General features: G+C 71.6%; 16 protein-coding genes, 2 tRNA genes and 1 pseudogene. 13 read left to right on the top strand and 6 right to left on the bottom strand.

Going from position 1 to position 20,731, the window contains the following annotated elements; translation table 11 throughout:
* Positions 1 to 6: 6 nt before the first annotated feature.
* The 4 genes from AC0L6Y_RS08605 to AC0L6Y_RS08590 form a co-directional block, all read right to left on the bottom strand.
* A complete protein-coding gene (locus AC0L6Y_RS08605) occupies positions 7 to 2,520 on the bottom strand; it encodes an FAD-dependent oxidoreductase (RefSeq protein WP_473550925.1) in 2,514 nt (837 codons plus the stop codon).
* A gap of 164 nt (positions 2,521 to 2,684) precedes the next feature.
* Positions 2,685 to 3,404 carry a CAP domain-containing protein gene (locus AC0L6Y_RS08600; RefSeq protein ID WP_473550923.1) on the bottom strand — a complete coding sequence of 240 codons (720 nt, stop codon included), beginning with the start codon at positions 3,402 to 3,404 and terminating at the stop codon, positions 2,685 to 2,687.
* Between the two features lie 99 nt (positions 3,405 to 3,503).
* Positions 3,504 to 4,271, bottom strand: a complete 768-nt coding sequence (locus tag AC0L6Y_RS08595; protein ID WP_473550920.1) for a M56 family metallopeptidase — start codon at positions 4,269 to 4,271, stop codon at positions 3,504 to 3,506.
* A 5-nt stretch (positions 4,272 to 4,276) separates the two neighbouring features.
* Entirely contained in the window at positions 4,277 to 4,639 is a 363-nt protein-coding gene (locus tag AC0L6Y_RS08590) for a BlaI/MecI/CopY family transcriptional regulator (RefSeq protein WP_473550916.1), read from the bottom strand.
* A 171-nt stretch (positions 4,640 to 4,810) separates the two neighbouring features.
* On the opposite strand from AC0L6Y_RS08590, the gene AC0L6Y_RS08585 reads away from it, so the two are divergent.
* The 4 genes from AC0L6Y_RS08585 to AC0L6Y_RS08570 all read left to right on the top strand — a co-directional run bounded on the left by AC0L6Y_RS08585 (position 4,811) and on the right by AC0L6Y_RS08570 (position 11,054).
* A complete protein-coding gene (locus AC0L6Y_RS08585; protein WP_473550913.1) occupies positions 4,811 to 6,382 on the top strand; it encodes a cytochrome ubiquinol oxidase subunit I in 1,572 nt (523 codons plus the stop codon).
* 23 nt (positions 6,383 to 6,405) lie between these two features.
* Entirely contained in the window at positions 6,406 to 7,452 is a 1,047-nt protein-coding gene (gene cydB / locus AC0L6Y_RS08580; RefSeq protein WP_473550909.1) for a cytochrome d ubiquinol oxidase subunit II, read from the top strand.
* Positions 7,453 to 7,457: 5 nt separating this feature from the next.
* Entirely contained in the window at positions 7,458 to 10,949 is a 3,492-nt protein-coding gene (gene cydC / locus AC0L6Y_RS08575) for a thiol reductant ABC exporter subunit CydC (protein WP_473558391.1), read from the top strand.
* Between the two features lie 33 nt (positions 10,950 to 10,982).
* Positions 10,983 to 11,054 (top strand) — tRNA-Gln (locus AC0L6Y_RS08570).
* Between the two features lie 47 nt (positions 11,055 to 11,101).
* Here the strand turns inward: AC0L6Y_RS08570 and AC0L6Y_RS08565 are convergent.
* On the bottom strand, positions 11,102 to 11,791 hold the full coding sequence (locus AC0L6Y_RS08565; protein ID WP_473550905.1) for an NUDIX hydrolase: 690 nt from the start codon (positions 11,789 to 11,791) through the stop codon (positions 11,102 to 11,104).
* 147 nt (positions 11,792 to 11,938) lie between these two features.
* Here AC0L6Y_RS08565 and AC0L6Y_RS08560 point away from each other — a divergent pair, with 147 nt between their 5' ends.
* From AC0L6Y_RS08560 to AC0L6Y_RS08545, 4 genes are all read left to right on the top strand, one after another.
* Complete coding sequence (locus AC0L6Y_RS08560) at positions 11,939 to 12,418, top strand: 5' nucleotidase, NT5C type (protein ID WP_473550901.1); 480 nt, start codon at positions 11,939 to 11,941, stop codon at positions 12,416 to 12,418.
* Positions 12,418 to 12,840, top strand: a complete 423-nt coding sequence (locus tag AC0L6Y_RS08555; RefSeq protein WP_473550897.1) for an A1S_2505 family phage non-structural protein — start codon at positions 12,418 to 12,420, stop codon at positions 12,838 to 12,840. The genes AC0L6Y_RS08560 and AC0L6Y_RS08555 overlap by 1 nt, the downstream gene beginning before the upstream one ends.
* A 79-nt stretch (positions 12,841 to 12,919) precedes the next feature.
* Positions 12,920 to 14,365 (top strand): ADP-ribosylglycohydrolase family protein, encoded by a 1,446-nt coding sequence (locus tag AC0L6Y_RS08550; protein ID WP_473550893.1) that lies wholly within the window; start codon positions 12,920 to 12,922, stop codon positions 14,363 to 14,365.
* Between the two features lie 45 nt (positions 14,366 to 14,410).
* A complete protein-coding gene (locus tag AC0L6Y_RS08545; protein WP_473550889.1) occupies positions 14,411 to 15,235 on the top strand; it encodes a sulfite exporter TauE/SafE family protein in 825 nt (274 codons plus the stop codon).
* Positions 15,236 to 15,445: 210 nt separating this feature from the next.
* On the opposite strand, the gene AC0L6Y_RS08540 is transcribed toward AC0L6Y_RS08545, so the two are convergent.
* Complete coding sequence (locus AC0L6Y_RS08540) at positions 15,446 to 16,078, bottom strand: MBL fold metallo-hydrolase (RefSeq protein ID WP_473550885.1); 633 nt, start codon at positions 16,076 to 16,078, stop codon at positions 15,446 to 15,448.
* 34 nt (positions 16,079 to 16,112) lie between these two features.
* Here AC0L6Y_RS08540 and AC0L6Y_RS08535 point away from each other — a divergent pair, with 34 nt between their 5' ends.
* The 5 genes and pseudogenes from AC0L6Y_RS08535 to AC0L6Y_RS08515 all read left to right on the top strand — a co-directional run bounded on the left by AC0L6Y_RS08535 (position 16,113) and on the right by AC0L6Y_RS08515 (position 20,651).
* Positions 16,113 to 17,081, top strand: a complete 969-nt coding sequence (locus tag AC0L6Y_RS08535; protein ID WP_473550881.1) for an acetylxylan esterase — start codon at positions 16,113 to 16,115, stop codon at positions 17,079 to 17,081.
* A 53-nt stretch (positions 17,082 to 17,134) separates the two neighbouring features.
* Complete coding sequence (locus AC0L6Y_RS08530; RefSeq protein WP_473550878.1) at positions 17,135 to 17,416, top strand: metal-sensitive transcriptional regulator; 282 nt, start codon at positions 17,135 to 17,137, stop codon at positions 17,414 to 17,416.
* A 1-nt stretch (position 17,417) separates the two neighbouring features.
* Positions 17,418 to 19,487: pseudogene (locus AC0L6Y_RS08525) on the top strand (heavy metal translocating P-type ATPase); the annotation flags it as partial.
* A 112-nt stretch (positions 19,488 to 19,599) separates the two neighbouring features.
* The gene (locus AC0L6Y_RS08520) at positions 19,600 to 20,523 is read left to right on the top strand and encodes a diacylglycerol/lipid kinase family protein (RefSeq protein ID WP_473550876.1); all 924 of its coding nucleotides are present in this window, start codon (positions 19,600 to 19,602) and stop codon (positions 20,521 to 20,523) included.
* A gap of 52 nt (positions 20,524 to 20,575) precedes the next feature.
* Positions 20,576 to 20,651 (top strand) — tRNA-Glu (locus AC0L6Y_RS08515).
* Positions 20,652 to 20,731: the final 80 nt, after the last annotated feature.

Here is a 20,731-nt window from a genome sequence, read left to right as displayed (position 1 = left end):
ACGCGACTAGATGAACAGAGTCGTCGTGGACTCGGCGGCTTCGCCGAGGAACGTGGCGACACCGCCCAGCTCGACGTCGTCGATGAGGTCCGACTCGGCGATGCCGAGCAGGTCCATCGTCATGGTGCAGCCGATCAGGCGGGCGCCGCCGGCCTGTGCGGAGGCGATCAGCTCGGGCAGCGAGTGCACGCCGTTCTTCTTCATGACGTTCTTGATCATCGCCGTGCCCGCGCCCATCATGTGCATCTGCGACAGGGTGAGCTTCTCGGCGCCGCGCGGCATCATGGCGCCGAACATCTTGTCCATGGCGCTGCGGTCCCGCTTCGGCGGATCCTCCCGGCGCAGGGCGTTGAGGCCCCAGAAGGTGAAGAACATCGACACCTGCTCGCCCATCGCGACGGCGCCGTTGGCGATGATGAAGGCCGCGATCATCTTGTCGAGGTCGCCCGAGAACACGACGAACGACAGCTTCGGCGCGGTCGGCGCCGCGGTGACGAGCTGGCCGGCGGCGGGTGCCGCCCCGCCCTTGCGGATCGTCGCGACGTAGCCGGGACCCTCCGGGGTGATGTCGACGAGCTCGTGCCCGTTGCGTCGCACCCAGGCCGGCGCATCCAGGGCGAAGCCCGGGTCGGAGACGTGCACGACGACCTCGTCGCCCGCGTTGAGCGTCTTCACCTGGTCGGCGAGCTTCATGATCGGGCCGGGGCAGGCGAGCCCCGTGCAGTCGAGGTCGACCGAGATGCCGCTGCCCTCGGCGACGATCTTCGCCTGCGCGATCGCGGCGTGGAGCTCGGCGGATTCGGCGTAGGGCATGAGGGCCGGGGTCGGCTCGGCCGTGTCCGGGGCGAGCTCGTGCCAGGAGCGGAACGTCTCCGAGCCGCCGGAGAGGGTCTTGACGTCGGTGAAGCCGCGCTGCACGAGGGAGCGGTGCGCGAGGTAGCTGCGGAAGCCGACCGCGCAGTAGAGGCGGATCGGCGTCGCCCGATCCCATCCCTCGGAATCCTCGCGGATCGTCGCGAGCGGCACGTTCTCGGCGCCGGGGAGGTGCCAGATGGAGAACTCCTCGGGCGTGCGCACGTCGATCACCCGGGCGCCCTCGACCGCCTCCGGGTAGTCCTGGGCGTACCAGAGCTCGAAGTCGCCGAGGAGGACGTTGCCGGCGACGAACCCGGCCATGTTGACCGGGTCCTTCGCGGAGCCGAACGGCGGCGCGTAGGCGAGTTCGAGCTCCTGCAGATCCCACACCGTGAGCCCGGCACGCAGGGCCGTCGCGAAGACGTCGAGGCGCTTGTCGACGCCGTCGAAGCCGGCGACCTGAGCACCGAGGATGCGTCCGTCGCTCGGCGCGAACAGCAGCTTCATGTTCATCATCGCCGTGCCGGGGTAGTAGCCGGCGTGGCCCGAGGGATGCACGTGGACGGCCCGGTAGTCGACGCCGTCGGCGATCAGCTGGCGCTCGGTCGCGCCCGTGCCTCCGGCCACCATGTCGAACACCTTCACGATCGAGGTGCCCTGTGTGGAGCGGTACTCGGTCGTGCGTCCGCAGATGTTCTCGGCGGCGACGCGGGCCTCGCGGTTGGCGGGTCCGGCCAGGGGGGCGAGGAAGCTGCCGGGCAGCACGGTGTGCGGCGTCTCGACGCTGTCGCCGGCCGCCCAGATGTGCGGGTCGGAGGTGCGCATGTGCGTGTCGACGGCGATGCCGCCGTGCGCTCCGAGTTCGAGGCCCGCCGCCACGGCGAGCTGGGTGGACGGGCGCACGCCGGCCGAGAGGATGACGAGGTCGGCGGGCAGGAACACGGAGCTGTTCAGTTCGACCGTGAGCGAGCCGTCGTCGTTCGGGGTGAACGCGGCGGCCGCCGTCTTCAGGTGCAGGCCGATGCCGCGACTGCGGGCGTGACGCTCCAACGGCACCGAGATCTCGTGATCCAGGGGCGGGAGGATCTGGTCGGCCATCTCGACGACCTCGACGAGCGCGCCGCGGTGCTTCAGGTTCTCGGCCATCTCGAGGCCGATGTAGCCGGCGCCGATCACGACGCAGCGCACGGGGCCGCGGTCGCCCGCCTCCGCGGCGGCGAGCGCGGCGTCGAGCTGGGCCTTGATCTGGTCCATGTCGCCGATGCGGCGCAGCACGTGGATGCCGGGGAGGTCGATTCCCGGCAGCGGGGGCCGAATCGGCTCGGCGCCGACGCACAGCGCGAGGGCGTCGTAGCTCTCGGTGTATTCGCGCCCGGTCTCCAGTTCGTGCACCGTGACCGTCTTCGCCTCACGGTCGATCGCGGTCACGTCGCTGGCGACGCGCACGTCGATGTCGAGCGACTCGCGCAGGCTCTCCGGCGTCTGCAGCAGCAGTCGGGAGCGATCCGTGATGACTTCGCCGATGTGGTACGGCAGGCCGCAGTTGGCGAACGAGACGTGGTGGCCGCGCTCCAGCACGATGATCTCGGCGTCCTCATCGAGACGACGCGCACGGGCTGCCACGGATGCTCCGGCGGCGACCCCGCCGACAACGACCAGCTTCACGATGTTCCTCCGCCTTCCGGGGAGCCGGCGTCCGCGCCTGTCGCGAGCCGACTCACCCCAGTCAAGGGCGGTCGCGGGCACGTCGACAGTGCCGAAGGTCCCTCAGTGCGGGCGCACCCGAGCGAGGCGGCTGGCCAGCCGGCGCGGTGCGGGCGCCGCCCCGGTCAGCAGGGGGTGCCGAAGACCTGGGCCCAATAGACGGTGCCGTCGCTGCCGGTGGCCGTGGCGAGACCCATCTCGGTGTTGCCGCTCAGGATGTTGGCGCGGTGGCCGGAGGAGTTCATCCAGCCGCTGTGCACCGCCGACGCCGAGGTGTATCCGGCGGCGACGTTCTCCGCGACGGCGCACCACGCGTAGCCCGTCGCGCTCACGCGTGCGCCGAGGCCGCCGCCCCCGTCGTGGGTCATCTGCTGGCTGCTGGCCTGATGCACGGCCTGCGCACCGGCGGCGGACGACAGCTTCGAGTTGATCGTCATCGGGGGCAGTCCCGCGTCGGCGCGCGCCGAGTTCACGAGCGCCAGCGCGGCCTTCTGGTCGGAGAAGTCGGCCGTCGGGCCCGAGGGTGCCGCGCTTCCGGAGTCCGGGGTCGACGGTGTGCTCGGCTCGTCGGCCGCAGCCGGACCCTCCGGAGCCGTCGAGCCGTCGCCGGCGTCCTCCGCGTTGTCGGCGTCCGCGTCGTCGTCCGCGGCACGCAGGATCGCGTCGCGATCGACCCCGTATCCGGTGAACCGGAAGGCGCTGGTCGTCGGTGACGAGCTCGGGGTCTCGGCGCCGGGCGCCGCGGCTGTGTCGTCCGAGCCGGGGGCGAGCAGGAAGATGCTGCCGACGACCAGCATGCTCGCGCCCACCGCGGTGGCGGTGGAGAGGAGGACGCGTCGCAACATGGGGGCATGTCTAACACGGGGTTTCTGCGAGTTCCGTCACATCGCGGCGCGCGGGCTCTCGCCCGCGGGGCTCGGCGGCGCGCGGGGCGGTGACGCGAGCTAGCCGACGAGTCGGCGCACCCGATCGGCGGATCGACCGGAGCGACGGCGATGGTCGAGGTCGATCACCCCGTCTCCGCGCGCATCCGCCACCGCGAGGATCGCGCGGGCGAGCACCTCGTCGCTGGCGGTGCGGCGGGCGCGGTCGTCGGCGAGGATCTCGACCAGCACCGCCACCTCGGATTCGGCGCGCACGGCAATCGGAAACCACGGCAGGGCGCTGCGCCAGGCGCGGAATGCGAGCAGCAGCAGATCGTGACGCTGTTCGACGTGCGCGCGCTCATGGGCGATCACGGCCGAGAGCTCGGCCGGGCTCAGTCGGTCGAGCAGCCCCTGCGAGAGCACGGTGAGCGAGCCGACCCCGCGCGGCAGGCAGTAGGCCACGGGGGCGGAGTCGTCCAGCACGCGGGTCTGGGCGCGGGTGGGGTGCGGCGAGGTCAGCAGGTCGAGCAGAGCATGGTGGCGCCGTCGCTGCCGCGTGACGATGACGACGGTGGCGACGAGGTGCCCGAGCAGGTAGCCGGCGAGCGCGAGCGCGGCGCCGAACGCGATCCCGGCGCCGATGCGTGACGCGGGGAGGATGCCGTAGCCGAATGCGATGAACGCGCCGATCATCGAGAAGCCGCCGGCCAGGCCGATCGCCTGCCACAGCAGCAGGGCGCGCACCGGCGCGCCGCTCGGCCAGGCGGCGCGCGCGAGCGCGATCGGCACGGGCACCGCGAGCGCCACCGCGAACAGCGCCAGGCCGATCGACAGGGCGAAGAGCATCGGACTCAGCTGCTGCCCGCCAGCAGCCGGCGCAGCACGGCCGCGTCGTCGTCGGACACCCCGCCGATGAAGCGCTCCAGCACGGCGCCGCGGTCGGCGGCATCGCCCAGCACCTCGTGCATCAGCTCGGCGACGTGGTCGGCGCGCGAGGCGGTCGCGCTGTAGCGGTGCGGGCGGGCGGAGCGGTCGCTCGCGACGAAGCCCTTCTTCTCCAGCCGTGAGAGCACGGTGAGGATGGTGGTGGCGGCCAACGGGCGGCCGGAGTCTCCGGCCTCGAGGCGCTCGAGAATGTCGTAGGCGGTGACGGGGACGGGCGAAGCCCAGACCGCATCCATCACCGATCGCTCAAGCTGCCCCAGTCCTGCCATGTGTCGATTCTACGCCGCGTCGAACTACTTCTACAGCATGTAGAAAAACGGGTATCGTGGAGGTGGAGCAGCGGACGGGACCTTCGGCCCTAGGTGAGGACACCGCGTGCCGCCAATCTTGCTCAGGGCCGTGAGGCACGGACCCGTCGTACGAGAAGGAGCAGACCCCGCGTGGATCCCCTAGATATCGCCCGCTGGCAATTCGGAATCACGACGGTCTACCACTTCCTGATGGTGCCGCTCACGATCGGGCTGGGAGCAACGGTCGCGATCATGCACACCGCGTGGGTGCGCACCGACAACCCGCAGTACCTGCGCATGACGAAGTTCTGGGGCAAGCTCTACCTGATCAACTTCATCGTCGGCGTCGCGACCGGCATCGTGCAGGAGTTCCAGTTCGGCATGGCCTGGAGCGAGTACTCGCGCTTCGTCGGCGACGTCTTCGGCGCCCCGCTCGCCATGGAGGGCCTGCTCGCGTTCTTCGTCGAGTCGACGTTCCTCGGCCTCTGGATCTTCGGCTGGGGCCGCCTGCCCAAGAAGCTGCACCTGGCGACCCTGTGGGCCGCCGTCATCGGCTCGTGGCTCTCGGCGTACTTCATCATCGCCGCCAACTCGTGGATGCAGCACCCGGTCGGCGTCGAGCTGATCGACGGTCGGCCCGTGCTCGTCGACATCTGGGCCGTGCTCGGCAACAACACCGCCGTCGCCGCCTACACCCACACCCTCGCCGGCTCCCTCGCCGTCGCCGGCGGATTCCTGCTCGGCATCTCCTGGTACCAGCTCTGGCAGCGCCGCAAGGACGGCATCGACACGGTGGATGCCACCGGCCGCGTCGTCGTCGGCGAGGCTCCCGAGATCCCCGGCCGCGACCGCGCCGACCACAAGGTGTGGATCACGTCGCTGCGCCTCGGCGCCCTCGTCGCGATCATCGGCTTCGGGGCCGTCGCCATCAGCGGTGACTTCCAGGCGAAGCTCATGTACCAGCAGCAGCCGATGAAGATGGCCGCCGCCGAAGGCGCCTGCCACACCGGCACCAGCTTCTCGATCCTGACCCTCGGCGATGTCGGCGCGACCGACTGCTCGAGCGTCACCACGCTGATCGAGGTGCCCGGCGTGCTCTCGTTCCTCGCCAACGGCGACTTCGTCACCGACATGCCCGGCATCACCGACCTGCTGCCGTACTACCAGGAGACTTACGGCGCGACGCTCGTCGGCGACGGCCTCTACGGCGAGCACGCGGGCAGCGAGATCCAGTACGTGCCGCTGCTCTGGGTCACCTATTGGGGCTTCCGCATGATGATCGGCTTCGGCGCGATCGCCGCCTTCGCCGCAGTGGTGGCGCTGTGGCTGACGCGCAAGGGAACCGTGCCGCGCTCGCCGTGGATCATGCGCCTCGCGGTGCTCGGCATCCTCGCCCCGTTCGCCGCCAACTCGGCCGGCTGGATCTTCACCGAGCTCGGCCGCCAGCCCTTCGTGGTGGCGCCGAACCCGGACCCGAGCGGCATCGACGGCGTGTTCATGTTCACCGCCGCCGCCGTCTCGCCGGGAGTGACCGCGGGGGAGCTGCTGTTCTCCACGATTTCGCTCACCCTCGTCTACGCCGTGCTCCTCGCCGTCGAACTGTGGCTGCTCGTCAAGTACGTGCGCGGCGGTGTCGCCTCGGCGATGCCCGAACTCGCGCCGCACGATGACGATCCCGATGACCCGGACAAGCGCTCCGACGTCCTCTCGTTCGCCTACTGACCCGGAAACCGGAAGACACTGACATGGACGTTCTGCCCACCATCTGGTTCATCGCCATCGCCGCGCTCTGGATCGGCTACCTGCTGCTGGAAGGCTTCGACCTCGGCGTCGGCATGCACATGCTCGTCGGCGTGCGCGGCGACGCGGCCGAGAAGAACCGCCAGCGCCGCGTCATGCTCAACACGATCGGCCCGGTCTGGGACGGCAACGAGGTGTGGCTGCTGACCGCCGGTGCCGCCACCTTCGCCGCCTTCCCGTTCTGGTACGCCTCGCTCTTCTCGACGCTGTACGTGCCGCTCACGCTCGTGCTGCTCGGCCTGATCTTCCGCGCCGTCGCGATCGAGTTCCGCGGCAAGCACCACACCGCCCGCTGGGCACAGGTGTGGGACTGGGCGATCGGCCTCGGCTCCTTCGTCAGCGCCTTCGGCATCGGCGCGGGTCTCGCCCTCACCACGACGGGGCTGCCGATCGACGCCAACGGCGACCGCGTCGGCGGACCGTTCGTGTTCCTCACCCCGATCGCCGTGCTCGGCGGACTGGCCGTCGTCGGCTTCGCTCTCGTGCACGCCGCGACCTTCCTCGCGCTCAAGAGCGACGGCCCGGTGCGCGAGCGCGCCGGTCGCTTCGTCAGCGGATGGGGCATCCTCGCGCTCGTGCCGATCGTCGGCTGGGTGCTCGTGGTGCAGTTCCAGAGCGGCGGGGTCGCCTCCTGGACGCTCGTCGCCGTCGCCGTCGTCGCCGTGCTGCTCGGCTACGTCGCCGCGCGGGCCGGACGCGAGGGTCGTGCCTTCCTCGGCATCGCGGTGTTCCTGGTCGCCGGGGCGGCCTCGATCTTCACCGCCGCCTACCCGGTGGTGCTGCCGTCGACGATCGACACCGCCTTCAGCCTGACGATCTCCAACGCCTCCAGCGGCGACTACACGCTCGGCGTGATGACGGTCGTGACAGCGGTCGCGCTGCCCGTCGTGCTCGTCTACCAGGCGTGGAGCTACTGGGTGTTCCGCAAGCGCATCTCGGGGGAGCACATCCCCGCGGTGCACGAGATCCTTCCGGCGGTGCGCCAGCCGTGAGCCGGATGCGCGCGCGACTCGGCCAGCTGAGAGCGCGGTTCGAGGAGGCGGGCCTGGGCGTTGGGGGGCCAGGCCCGCTCGTCGGGCTGACGGTGCTGGCCGTGCTGCGCGCGGTCGCGCTGGTCGTGATCGCCGAGTCGATCGCGATCGGCGTGACGGCCCTCGCCGACGGGACGGACGCGTGGCGAGACGCCTCGGTGTTCGGGGCGGCCGCCGTGCTCGCCCGGGCGGCGCTCGGCTGGGCCTCGCAGACCGTGGCCGCGCGCCTGGCGATCCGCTCCACGCAGCGGCTCCGTCGCGACGTCGTCGAGCGCGCGCTCGACGCACCGGGCGAGACCGGCGGCGGCACCGTCGTGCTCGCCACCAGCGGTCTCGACGAACTCGACGCGTACTACCGCCAGGTGGTGCCCGCGGCCGTCTCGGCGGCCGTCGTGCCGCTCGTGATCGGCCTGCGCATCCTCGGCACCGACTGGCTGAGCGCCCTCATCATCGCCCTCACCCTGCCGCTGGTGCCGCTGTTCATGGCGCTCATCGGCATGCACACCCGCGACCGCGTCGACCGGGCCACCGGCGCGCTCGAGCGTCTCGGCGACCACCTGGTCGAACTCGCGCGCGGACTGCCGGTGCTCGTCGGACTCGGCCGGGTGGGCGAGCAGACCCGCGCCCTCGCTCGCATTCAGGATGAGTACCGGGAGCGCACGCTCGCCACGCTGCGCGTCGCGTTCCTCTCGGCGCTCGCCCTGGAGCTGATCGGCACCATCTCGGTCGCGCTCGTCGCCGTCGCCATCGGGCTGCGACTCGTCGAGGGCCAGCTGGGCCTCGAGATCGGGCTCGCGGCGCTGATCCTGGCGCCCGAGGTCTACGCCGCCGTGCGCGAGGTGGGGGTCGCCTTCCACGCCGCGCAGGGGGGACTCGGCGCGCTCCGCCGTGCCCACGAGGTGGTGCGCGAGCCCGCGGACGCCGACTGGCGGCGCGTCGGCGGCGCCGATGCGCACGTCGACGCGCTCGCGGTGCGCTACCCGGGTCGCGACGGTGCCGCCGTCGACGGCGTCACCGCGGCCTTCCCCGCGGGCAGCGTCACGGCGCTCACCGGCCCGAGCGGCGCCGGCAAGTCGACCGTGCTCGCCGCGCTCGTCGGCGCGCTCACCGCCGAGGCCGAGGTGCACGGGGCCATCCGGGTGCCGCGCGGCCCGATCGCCTACGCAGCGCAGGCGCCGCGGCTGGTCGCCGCGTCCGCGGCCGAGGAACTTGCCCTCACGGGGGCCTCGGCCCGGGAGGTCGAACGGATGCTCGCGGTGCTCGACCTCGGCGCGGTCGCCGGGCGGCATCCGGCGCTGCTGAGCCCGGGGGAGAGGCGCCGCGTCGCTGTCGCGCGCGCCCTGCTGCTGGCGCCTGGCGCCGTGCTCGTCGTGCTCGACGAGCCGACCGCGCACCTGGATGCGGCACACGCCGAGCTGGTGCGTCTCGAGATCAGCCGCCTGCGCACCGAAGCTCCGATCGTGCTCGTCTCGCACGAGCCCGCGACGGTCGCTCTCGCCGACATTCGCATCCCGATCGCGCCGCCCGCCGTGCCCGCGCACCCCGCCGCGCCCGCCGCGCCCGCCGCCGTCGACCCGGTCGCAGCGGTTCGCTTCTCCGGAGATTCTGCCGATGAGCGCCGTGCTGACCCCGTGGTTTCGGCGCACCGCGCCGAAACCTCCGGAGAAACGACACACTCGGAGTCGAGCACGGGGCCGAGCACGGCGAGCACGCCGAGCGCGGCGGGTGCGGAGTCCGCGCGCGAAGCGAGCGTCGAACCCGCCCGGATGCCGATCCTCGCCCGCGCCTCCCTCGCCATCCTGCTGGGTGTGGCCGCCACCGGCTTCGGCATGGCGCTCTCCGCCGTCTCCGGCTGGCTGATCGTGCGCGCGAGCGAGCAGCCCGACCTGATGTACCTGCTGGTCGCGATCGTCGGCGTGCGCTTCTTCGGCATCGGCCGCGCGGTCGCCCGCTACGCCGAGCGTCTCGTCACCCACGACGCCGTGTTCCGCGCCAGCGATGCGCTGCGCCTGCGGGTGTGGCGCGCGATCGCCGCCCGCGGGGCGGCGTCGGCGCGGCTGCGCGAGGGCGGCACCGCGGTCGACTACCTCGTCACCCTCGTGCACGAGGTGCGCGATCTGGCACCGCGCGTCATCGCCCCGATCGTCGTCGGCGTGCTGAGTGTGATCGGGGTCGTCATCACGACCGCCTTCGTGCTGCCCGAGTTGACGCTCGTGGTCGCGCTCGCGCTCGTCATCGGGGTGGGGCTGGCGGTGCTGGCGACCGCGCTCACCGACCGTCGCGGCGCCGCCCCGCGGCTCGAGGCGCGCTCGGCCCACACCGCGGCCCTTGCCGCGCTGCTGCGCGGTGCCGACGAGGTGCGGGCGTCGGGTCTTGCGCCCGCGGCCCTGGCCGAGCTCGACCGTCTGGCCGACCGCTCGTCGCGCCTCGCGCGGCGCGCCGCCCGCGCCGAGGGCGCCGGGGCGGCGGTCGTCGTCGTCGCCCTGGTGGGGCTTGCCGTCGCCGTCCCGAGCCTCGCGGCCCCGCTGGTCGCGGCCGGAGCGACCAGCGCGCCGACCGTCGCCGTCATCGCCCTGCTCGCGCTGGCCACGCTCGACCCGGCGCTCGCGCTCGTGGAGGCGACGCGGCTGTCGCCGCGCCTGCTCGTCTCCTGGCGCCGGCTCTCGGCGCTGCGCGCCCCGGTGGCAGACGCTGCGGCGGCTCCCGCCGAGGCGCCGCCCGCGGACGCCGCGCGCGGCCTCGTCCTCAGCGACCTCGCCGCCCGGTGGCCCGGCGCCGACGAGCTCGTGTTCGAGCACGTCAGCGCGCACGTCGATCGGGGCGAGTGGCTGCAGGTGAGCGGCCCCTCGGGGGCGGGCAAGTCGACGCTGCTGACCGTGCTGCTCGGCGGGCTGCGTCCTACATCCGGCGCGGTCCGTCTCGACGGGGCGCCGATCGAGGTGCCGGCCGACGACGCGATCGCGGGGGAGGAGCGTCGCCGGGTGGCGTGGTGCCCGCAGGATGCGCTGCTGTTCTCGTCAACGATTCGGGCGAACCTGCGCATCGCCCGGCCGCGCGGCCAGGAGCCGAGCGACGAGAGCATCCGCGAGATGCTCGACCGCGTGGGGCTTCGGCGTCTGCTCGCCAGCATGCCCGCCGGCCTTGACACGCGGGTCGGTGCGGGCGGTGCGGCGCTGTCCGGCGGCGAGCGTCAGCGACTCGCCGTCGCCCGCGCGCTCCTCACCGATGCCGAGGTGGTTCTGCTCGACGAGCCGACCGCCCACCTGGATGCCGATGGGGCCGCCGCGCTGATCTCCGACCTGCGGCGGGCGACCGCCGATCGCATCGTCGTGCTGGTCTCGCACCGGGCCGCCGACGCGGAGTCGGGGGATGCGCGCATCCTGCTCGGCCGGGCCGGAGAGGGTCCGTCGGTACCGCCGATGACCGCTCGATTCGAACCCCTCGCGTCCGTACGGTAGAGTGACTCCTCGGCCCCACTGCGGTGAGGCCATTGGGGTATGGTGTAATTGGCAACACGGCTGATTCTGGTTCAGTTGTTCTTGGTTCGAGTCCAGGTACCCCAGCTTTCACCCCCGAGTTTCTGCGGAAACCGGGGGTTTTCGCTTGCCGCTCAGGCGCGAACGTAGAGCTCCGCGGGCTTGCCGCGCGCTCCCTTTCGCCACTGCCCGGTCGCGCGGAGGCTCGGCAGCATGGCGCGGCGGAACGTGTCGGCGTTGAACCGCTCGCCGAGCACCGTCTCGTGGAGGCGGCGGAGTTCGAGGATCGTGACGGCGCCCGCGGGCTCGCCCGTCCAGGCATCCGGGAGAAGGTGCGCCGGGTCGGGCAGCCGACGGTATTCGGCGCGCAGCTCGGCGGCGGCCGCCTCGACGATCTGCTCGTGGTCGTACTCGAGATCACCGACCTCGTCGAGGGGCACGAGACGCGTGCGCTCGGTGGCGGGGATGCGGTCGACGCGCACCGCGGCGAGGTGGGCCACCGACAGCACCCAGCCGCGGTCGTCGCGGTCCGGCTCGTCGAAGACGCGCAGCTGTCGCGGGGCGATGCCCTGGATGCCCGCCTTCTCGGCGAGCGAGCGGCGCACGGCGTCGGCGAGCCGTTCCCCCTCGTGCAGGAAGGTGCCGGGCAGGCGCCACTCCGGTGATCCGGCCCCGCGCGCCGCGTCGTTGGTCAGGGTCAGCAGCACCGAGAGCTGACCGTCGGCGACCGTCAGCACGGCGGTGTCGACGGCGACGGAGGGGCGCGGGTAGTCGGTCAGCGACTTCCCGGAGGAGTCGCGATACGGAGTCGTGAGGTGCGCCATGCCACCACTTTAGACGAATATTCGCCAAATGTCGGCGGGATCGGGCATACTGGAGCCGCACGAGGAAATAGACGAAAAATGAGCCAAAGCGAATCGGGTGGTCGACACGACCGCGAACGGGTCGCGACGGAGGACGGAAGGCAGCAGATGAGCAAGAAGATCCTGTACATCGACATGGACGGCGTCATCGTCGACTTCGAGTCGGCATTCCCGCGACTCGACGAGACCGTGCGCGAGCAGTACCGAGGCGATGAGGACAAGATCCCCGGGCTGTTCGCCCTGATGGACCCGATGCCCGGCGCGATCGAGGCGGTCACCGAGCTGACCGAGATCTTCGACACCTACGTCCTCTCGACGGTGCCGTGGGGCAACATGTCGGGAGCGAGCCAGAAGATCGAGTGGATCCAGCGCCACTTCGGTCAGGAGGAGGGCACGCCGCTGTGGAAGCGGGTCATCCTGTCGCACCACAAGCACCTAAACCGCGGCGACTTCCTGATCGACGACCGGGATCGCAACGGGGCGGCCGAGTTCCCCGAGCACAACCCCGGCGGCGAGTGGATCCACTTCGGCAGCGACCGCTTCGCCGACTGGTCCGCCGTCGTCGACTACCTGAAGGAGCGCGTCTGATGCCCGCCGCCCAGCCCAACGCCTGGATCGACCGCACCGGCCAGCTGATCAGCTCGCCGAAGATCAGCGCCCTGGCGCCGGGGGAGATCTTCGTCTTCGGCTCCAACGGCGCCGGCCATCATGAGGGAGGCGCGGCCGCGTTCGCGCACGCCCGCTTCGGCGCCGTCTGGGGCGAGGGCCACGGCCTCCACGGCCACAGCTACGCGATCGACACGATGAGCGGGCGGGGCGTGCTGCTCGGCGAGATCGCCGCGTTCCTGGCCTTCGCGCGCGTGCATCCGGAGCTCACCTTCCTCGTCACCGAGATCGGATGCGGCATCGCCGGGTACACCCCGGGTCAGGTCGCCCCGGCGTTCGCCGGCGCCCCGGGAAACGTCGCCCTGCCCGCGGCCTTCGCGCAGCTGATCGGCGGCGCGCGATGACCGCCCTCGCCGACCTCGAGGAGCTGGCCGTTTGACAACTTCACCATCACCCCCGCCTTTCCGGTCTGAAGGAGGCCCCATGAAACCCACCGCACAGCAGCTCGATCGCGCCGCCGGCGCGATCGTCGGCATGGCCATCGGCGATGCGCTCGGATCGCAGTACGAGTTCGGCCCCTCGCACCCCGATGACTTCGTTCCCGAGTTCGGCATCAGCGTCTTCGGGCATGCCGTCGGGGAGTGGACGGACGACACCGCCATGGCGCTGCCGATCCTCGACGCGATCGCGCGCGGCGACTCGCTGCGCGACCCCGTGACCCTGGGGCGCATCGTCGGCGAATGGGACGGCTGGTCGCGCACGGCGAAAGACGTCGGCTCGCAGACCCGCGCGGTACTCGCCGGGATCGGCGGCGCCTCCACGGAGGAGGAGGCGCGCACCGCCGCCCAGCGCTTCCATGAGCGGTCGGGGCGCAGTGCCGGGAACGGCTCGCTGATGCGCACCGCCCCGGTCGCGCTCGCGTACCTGCACGACGGCGGCGAGCGGCACCTCGTGGAGGCCGCGGCGCGCATCGCGCAGCTGACCCACTGGGAGCCCAGCAACGGCGAGGCCGTGGCGCTGTGGAGCCTGCTCATTCGGCAGGCGATCCGCACCGGCGGCTTCGACCCGGGGGAGCAGAGCGCCTTCCTCGACGGGCTGGAGACCAGCGCGGATCGCGCCGCCCTTCTCGAGCTGACGCCCGGGCGGCACCCCCGTGAGCTCCGCGCGCAGAACGGCTGGGTGGTGCGGGCCTTCCAGGCGGCGCACGCCGCCGTCAGCGGGGCGAGCGACTTCCGCAGCGCGGTCTGCCGTGCCATCCAGGGCGGCGGCGACACCGACACGGTCGCCGCGATCGCCGGCTCGCTCGCGGGCGCCCGGTGGGGGCTCAGCCAGATCCCGCTCTCCTGGCAGCGCCGCATCCACGGCTGGCCCGGCTACGACGTCCACGACCTCGTCCGGCTCGCGATCCTGGCGGCCCGCCGCGGGGAGTCGGACGGGCAGGGGTGGCCGGCGGGAGACTCGGTGCTGAACCCCGCGTTCCGCCACACCGCGCCGGTGCGCCACCCCGACGATCCGGGGGTCTGGCTCGGCTCGCAGAGCGCGCTCTCCGCGCTGCCCGAGTCGGTGGGCGCGGTCGTCTCGCTCGGCCGTCTCGGCGCCCGCGAGGTGCCCGAGGGGATCGAGTCCGTTCGGGTCTGGCTGATCGACACCGACGGGCAGAACCTCAACCTCGACATCACGCTCGCCGATGCCGCCGATGCGATCGCGGAGCTCCGCGCCGAGGGAACCGAGGTCTTCGTGCACTGCGCCGAGGCGAGGTCTCGCACCTCGGCGGTGGCGGCGCTCTACGCGGTGCGGCACCGCGGCGCGGAGCTCGACGCGGCGTGGAGCGGCGTCGAGCGCGCGCTGCCGTACTTCGCGCCGGCGCGCTTCCTCCGCGAGGCGGTGGCGCGCATCGTCGCGAACGGGGGCACCCCGAATCGCCCCTAGGGTGAAGGGAGTCTTTTCTTCTTCCCAACCCCGCAGGATGCCTTCATGACGACCGATTCCGCCACCCCTTCGCCCGTGCGCCGCTATCTGGCGCTCGCCCTGGTGGGGGTGATCGGCGGTGCGCTCTCCGGCGCCTTCGGCGTCGGCGGCGGCATCGTGATGGTGCCGCTGCTGATCTGGCTGGCGGGGCTCGACCAGCGTCACGCGGCCGCCACCTCGCTCGTGGCGATCCTGCCGACCGCGATCGCGGGTGCGGCCAGCTACTTCGCGCAGGGCGAGGTCAACGTTCTCGCCGGTCTGCTGATCGCCGCCGGCGGCATCGTCGGCTCGATCATCGGCACCCGCCTGCTCAAGAAGCTGCCGATCGGCTGGCTGCGCTGGCTGTTCATCGCTCTGCTGCTCGTGGTCGCCGTGCAGACGATCCTCGAGCCGCCGGCCCGCGGCGTCGACCTCGAGCTCACGACCTGGACGATCGTCGGCCTCGTGGGCCTCGGCGTCGCGATGGGAATCGCGGCGGGGCTGTTCGGCATCGGCGGCGGCGTCATCGCCGTTCCGGTCCTGATCGCACTCTTCGGGATGGGCGACCTGGTCGCCAAGGGCACCTCGCTGCTGGCGATGATTCCGACCGCGACCACCGGCTCGATCGCGAACCTCCGCAACCGGCTCGTGCGGCTCTCCGATGGGCTGATCGTCGGCGTCTTCGCGACCGGCGCGAGCTTCGGCGGCGTCGCCCTCGCGTTCTGGATGGAGCCGCGCATCGCCGCGATCCTGTTCGCTCTGCTGGTGCTCTTCGCCTCGGTGCAGCTCTCGATCCGCGCGATCAAGGCGCACCGCGCCGCCCGCAACGACAAGCCCGACACCGACGCGTAGTCGCGCGGGCAGGGCCCGCCTGCGCGGGGCCGCGGCCCCGCAGTGTGTCCGTTCTCCGGAGAATCCGCACACTCCGTGGGCTGCGCCCCCGAAAGTGCGGGGTGCGTCGCGGAAACCCCCGGAGAAACGACTCACTTGCGCCGGATGGGCGCCGGATGCCCGCCGGATGCCCGCCGGATGGGGATGCGGATGCGAGCGCGCGCCGCAGCGCTAGAGGACGGTCGATTCCCCCGGTTCGAGCACGACGAACTCGCCGCCGTTCTGGGTCGTCGCCCACTCGAGGCGCGCCCGGTGCATCCGCAGCCCCGCGACCGAGAGGGTCATCTCGTGGATCGGGAAGACCCGCGTCGCGCCGACGGCGAGCACGTAGTCCATCGCCTCGCCGATCTTCAGCCACGGCGCCCCGACCGGGGCCGCCAGGGTCGCGACCGGCACATCGGGCACGGTGTACGAATCGCCCGGGTGGAACAGCTCATCGTCGATCAGCACGCCCAGGTTGTCGATGACCGGAATCGAGGAGTGGATGACGTTGTGGCGTCCGCCGAAGAACCGCAGGGTGAAGGCCCCGACCTCGACGCTCTGCCCGGCGGTCACCACTTCGACCTCGAACTCGCTGGCCGCATCCGCGACGCCCTGCGGTCCGAAGATGCGGGCCTCGGGACTGTCCTCCAGGATCCGGCGGAGCTGCTCGGGAGTCCAGTGGTCGGCGTGCTCGTGCGTGATGACGACGGCGACCGTGCCGTGGAAGTCGGGTGGAGTCAGAAAGGAGCCGGGATCGATCACGAGCAGGTCGTCGGCGCGCTCGATCAGCAGGGTGGAGTGTTCGTACTTCGTCACCTTCACACGGCGAGCGTACCCGCGCCGCTATCGTGGCGTTGTGTTTTCCGACCTTCCCGAAGCCCAGCTGCGTGAGTACCAGAGCTCGCAGATCGCCCCCGATGATTTCGACGAGTTCTGGGCTCGCACGATCTCGGAGGCGCGGGCCGCGGGCGGCGAGGTCACGCTCACCCCGGTCGACACCGGGCTGGTGACGGTCGAGGTCTTCGACGTCACGTTCCCGGGCTTCGGCGGGGAGCCGATCAAGGCCTGGCTGCGGCTGCCGGCGCAGCGCAGCGGGCCGCTTCCGACGGTGGTCGAGTACGTCGGCTACGGCGGAGGCCGCGGGCGCCCCACCGAGAACCTGCTCTACGCCTCGGCGGGCTTCGCGCACTTCCACATGGACACCCGCGGCCAGGGCTCGACCTGGTCGCCCGGCGCGACCGCCGACTCGGCGGCGGCAGGGCCCCAGATTCCCGGCTTCATGTCGCGCGGCGTCGACAGCCGTGAGACCTACTACTACCGCCGGGTGTTCACGGATGCGGTGCGCGCCGTCAACGCGGCCCGCTCGCTCGACACGGTGGACTCCTCCCGCGTCGCGGTCGTCGGCGGCAGCCAGGGCGGCGGAATCGCACTCGCGGTGTCGGGGCTCGTCGACGGGCTCGTCGCGGCGGTGCCGGACGTGCCGTTCCTGTGCGACTTCCCGCGGGCGATCACGATCCACGACTCGGAGCCGTACCACGAGCTCGTGCGCTACCTGCGGACGCACCGGGAGAAGGTCGAGACGGTGCTCGAGACCCTCTCCTACTTCGACGGGGTGAACTTCGCCACGCGCGCGAGCGCTCCCTCTTGGTTCTCGGTGGCCCTCATGGACGAGACCTGCAAGCCCTCGACGATCTTCGGCGCGTTCAACGCCTACGCCGGCGCGAAGCAGATCACGGTCTGGCCGTTCAACGGCCACGAGAGCGGCGGCGCCGATGGGCTCGCCCGCACCATGAAGGTCCTGCACGGGGTGTTCGGCACTGCCTGAGTATTCCGTGGCAATTGCCGGCGATTGATACCCCCTAGGGGTACTATCAACGTGTGATCGAGGACATCAAGAAGCGCGCCCTGCACCGCACGAAGATCCTGCAGGGACAGCTGCGCGGCGTCGAGAAGATGATCGAGAACGAGGACTACTGCGTCGACATCATCACGCAGTCGCTCGCGATCCAGAGCTCGCTGCGCAGCCTCAACAAGCTCCTCGTCGAGAATCACCTGCGCACCCACGTCGGCGAGATGTTCGACGCGGGCGCCGAATCGCGCGACGCGGCCGTCGCCGAGCTGCTGACGGTCTTCGAGCTGCAGAACAACCGAGGGAACTGACATGGCACGCAGCACTGCCACGAACGAGCACGAGCACCACGACCACCACGAGACGGCCGAGAACGGCGCCGTCGAGCACGACGCGCACACCCACGACGCGCACGAGCACGGCAGCCACGACCACGGTGCCCACGACCACGGTGCGCACGACCACAGTGCGCATGACCACAGCGCGCACGACCCGGCGCGGTTCAAGCGGCTGTTCTGGATCACGCTCGTCCTGACCATCCCGACGCTCGTCTTCTCGACCGGCCTGCAGGACATCCTGGGGCTCTCCGGTCCGCGCTTCCCGGGCAGCCAGTTCATCCCCGCCGCCTTCGGCCTCGCGATCTTCGTCATCGGCGGCCGCATCTTCCTGCAGGGCGCCTGGCACGAGCTGCGCGCCAAGTCGCCGGGCATGATGACCCTCATCTCGCTCGCGCTCGTCGTCGCCTTCGGCTACTCGGCCGCGGTCACCCTCGGCTTCGAGGGCATGGACTTCTGGTGGGAGCTGTCGACCCTGGTGGTCATCATGCTGCTCGGGCACTGGATCGAGATGAGCGCCGTCATGGGCGCCCAGAACGCGCTCGGCGAGCTCGCCAAGCTCGTGCCCGACACCGCGGAGCGCGTGCGCGATGCCGAGCATGCGGCGCCGGATGCCGAGAGCGAGCGGGTGCCGACCGCGGAGCTCCGTGTCGGCGACCTGCTGATCGTGCGCCCGGGGGAGCGCGTTCCCGCCGACGGCGAGATCATCGACGGCGAGGCCGAGCTCGACGAGTCGCTGCTCACCGGCGAATCCGCTGCCGTGGCGAAGAGCGCCGGCGACGCGGTCATCGGCGGCAGCGTCGTCGCGGGCGGCGCCCTCGTGATCAAGGTCACCAAGCTCGGCGACGACACGGCGCTCGCCGGCATCATGCGGCTTGTCTCGGATGCGCAGTCCAGCAAATCGGGGCAGCAGCTTCTCGCCGACCGGGCGGCCGCGCTGCTGTTCTACGTCGCCGTCGCGGCGGCGGTCATCACGCTCCTCGTCTGGTACCTGCTGATGCCGGACGACCCGGCCTTCGTCATCAACCGCGTCGTCACGGTGCTCGTGATCGCCTGCCCGCACGCGCTGGGGCTCGCCATCCCGCTGGTCGCGCAGCTGTCGACCTCCATCGGGGCGCAGCGAGGCATCCTGATCCGGGAGCGCGCGGCGCTCGAGACGGCGCGCGAGATCAACGTCGTCGTCTTCGACAAGACCGGCACGCTGACCCGCGGCGAACTCGCGCTCTCGCGCTGGGTGCCGTCGCCCGGGCAGGACGAGCAGGCGATCCTTCGGCTCGCCGGCGCCGTCGAGTCGCGCTCGGAGCATCCGATCGCCCGCGCGCTCGTGACCGCGGCGCGCTCCCGGCGGCTCAAGCTCGGCCGGCCCAAGGGCTTCAAGGCGCTGGCGGGTCGCGGCGCGAGCGCCATCGTCGACGGACGCGAGCTGCGCGTCGTCAGCGGACGCCAGATCACGGCCGCCGGCCTGCGGCTCGAGAACGGGATGGTCAACGAGCAGCGCGAACTCGCAGCCAAGGGCCACACCCTCGTCTACCTCGTCGAGGACGACCAGGTGCTGGGCCTCTTCGCGCTCGCCGACGCGGTGCGCGACGAGTCGGCCGAGGCCGTGAAGCTGCTGAAGCAGCGCGGCATCCGGGTCGCGATGATGACGGGCGACTCGCACGCCGTCGCCGACTGGGTGGCGGCCGAGCTCGGCATCGACGAGGTCTACGCCGAGGTGCTGCCCGAGCAGAAGGCGGCGACCGTGGCGCGCATCCAGAACGGCGGGATACACAGGGTGGCGATGGTGGGCGACGGCGTCAACGACGCCCCGGCGCTCGCGACCGCCGACCTCGGAATCGCGATTGGCGCCGGCACCGACGTGGCGATCGAGTCGGCGGGCATCGTGCTCGCCTCCAGTGACCCGCGGGGCGTTGCCGACGCGATCGCGCTCAGCCGCGCCACCTACCGCAAGATGCTGCAGAACCTGGGCTGGGCGGCCGGCTACAACGTCGTCGGGCTGCCGCTCGCGGCGGGCGTGCTCGCCGGGATCGGCTTCCTGATGCCGCCCGCGGTCGGCGCGATCGTGATGAGCGCATCCACCGTCGTGGTGGCGCTCAACGCGCAGCGCTGCGCGCCGTGCGCTTCGCGCGGTAGCCCGCGCGCGCTGGCATACTCGGGGGATGGCGACGACGCAGGCGAAGCACCTCATCGTCGCCATCAACCCCTCCGCCTCGTTCGGCTCCACCCGGGGCGTCGGGCCGCGGGTCGTCGAGGCGCTGCGGAAGCTCGGCCACACCGTCACCGCGCTGACCGAGCCGGATGCGGAGTCCCTGCTCGCGGCCGCCCGCGCCGCCGTCGCCACCCACCCCGACGCGCTCATCGTCGTCGGCGGTGACGGCATGGTGAACCTGGGGGCGAACCTCGTGGCGGGCACTGAGGTGCCGCTCGGCATCATCCCCTCCGGAACCGGCAACGACATGTCGCGGGGCCTCGGCATCCCGCTGGACGACCCGGAGCGCGCGATCGAGACGCTCGTCGCCGCGCTGCAGAAGCCCGCGCGCGTGATCGACGCGATGCGGGTGAGCTGGCGCGCGACGGATGGCGAACCGGCGGGGGAGCGCTGGTCCGCCGGGTCGATGAGCGCCGGCTTCGACGCCATCGTCAACGAGCGCGCCAACTCGATGCGGCACCCGAAAGGCCCCAGCCGCTACATCCTCGCCCTGCTCGTCGAACTCGTCCGACTCGCCCCGATCCGCTACCGGCTGACGCTCGACGACGAGGTGCTCGAGATCGATGCGCTCATGGTCTCGGTGGGCAACAACGCCTCGCTCGGCGGTGGCATGAAGATCACCCCCGACGCGAAGTTCGACGACGGCCTGCTCGACGTGATGATCGTGACGCCGCTGTCGCGGCTCGCGTTCCTGCGCATCTTCCCGCGCGTTTTCGAGGGCACGCACGTCACCGATCCGCGGGTCATCATGCGTCAGGCGCAGCGCATCCGGATCGAGGCGAAGGGCATCGTCGCCTACGGCGATGGTGAGCGTTTCGCACCTCTGCCGCTCGACCTCGAGGTCGTTCCCGGCGCGCTCAAGGTGCTCGCCTGAGCCGATTTGGGAGAGCCGCAGATGCTGTGGCATACTCGTACGGTTGTCATCCGGCCCCATCGTATAGCGGCCTAGTACGCCGCCCTCTCACGGCGGTAACGCGGGTTCGAATCCCGCTGGGGTCACCAACACAAAAAACCCTCGGTTCGCCGAGGGTTTTTTCTTTGCCGGAGTTCCTGGGCGCGACGTCGGCCGCACGCGGCAGACT

The organism is Pseudolysinimonas sp. 10J20-29 (assembly GCF_055809595.1).
This window is presented reverse-complemented; position numbering and strand designations above follow the sequence as displayed.